Genomic DNA, 1,147 nt, shown 5'->3' on the forward strand with positions numbered 1-1,147 from the left:
TGTCTAAAGAAAAATTTGAACGTACGAAACCGCACGTAAACGTTGGTACTATCGGCCACGTTGACCACGGTAAAACAACTCTAACTGCTGCTATCTGTACTACACTTGCAAAAGTGTACGGCGGTGTTGCTAAAGATTTCGCATCTATCGATAACGCTCCAGAAGAGCGCGAGCGCGGTATCACAATCGCAACTTCTCACGTTGAGTACGATACTCCTGAACGTCACTACGCACACGTAGACTGTCCTGGACACGCCGATTATGTTAAAAACATGATCACTGGTGCTGCTCAAATGGACGGCGGTATCCTAGTTGTTGCTGCTACAGATGGCCCTATGCCACAAACTCGTGAGCACATCCTACTTGGTCGTCAAGTTGGTATCCCTTACATCATCGTATTCATGAACAAATGTGACATGGTTGATGACGAAGAGCTACTTGAGCTAGTAGAAATGGAAGTTCGTGAACTTCTTTCTGAGTACGAGTACCCAGGAGACGACCTACCAGTAATTCAAGGTTCTGCACTTGGCGCTCTAAACGGCGAAAAGCAGTGGGAAGACAAGATCGTTGAGCTTGCAGAAGCACTAGATTCTTACATTCCACTTCCAGAGCGTGCTGTTGATCTACCGTTCCTACTTCCTATTGAAGATGTATTCTCAATCCAAGGTCGTGGTACTGTAGTTACTGGTCGTATCGAGCGCGGTATCCTACGTGTAGGTGACGAAGTAGAAATCGTTGGTATCAAAGAGACTACTCTTACTACTTGTACTGGTGTTGAAATGTTCCGTAAACTGCTTGACGAAGGTCGTGCAGGTGAGAACGTTGGTGCACTTCTACGTGGTACTAAGCGTGATGACGTTGAACGTGGCCAAGTACTTTCTGCTAAAGGTTCAATCAACCCACACACTAAGTTTGAGTCTGAAGTATACGTACTTTCTAAAGACGAAGGCGGCCGTCACACTCCTTTCTTCAAGGGTTACCGTCCACAGTTCTACTTCCGTACAACTGACGTAACAGGCGATATCACTCTACCTGAAGGCGTAGAAATGGTAATGCCAGGTGACAACGTTCAAATGACTGTTGAGCTAATCGCTCCAATCGCAATGGACGAAGGTCTACGTTTCGCAATCCGCGAAGGTGGCCGTAC

At 46.6% G+C, this 1,147-nt stretch carries 1 protein-coding gene; it reads left to right on the top strand.

What is annotated here, in order from left to right; all coding sequences use genetic code 11:
• Positions 1–1,147: elongation factor Tu (gene tuf, locus AB4232_RS22010; RefSeq protein ID WP_017098540.1), on the top strand; the 1,147-nt coding region annotated here is incomplete at both ends.

The organism is Vibrio sp. 10N.286.46.A8 (genome assembly GCF_041470165.1).
Lineage (GTDB): Bacteria > Pseudomonadota > Gammaproteobacteria > Enterobacterales > Vibrionaceae > Vibrio > Vibrio tasmaniensis_A.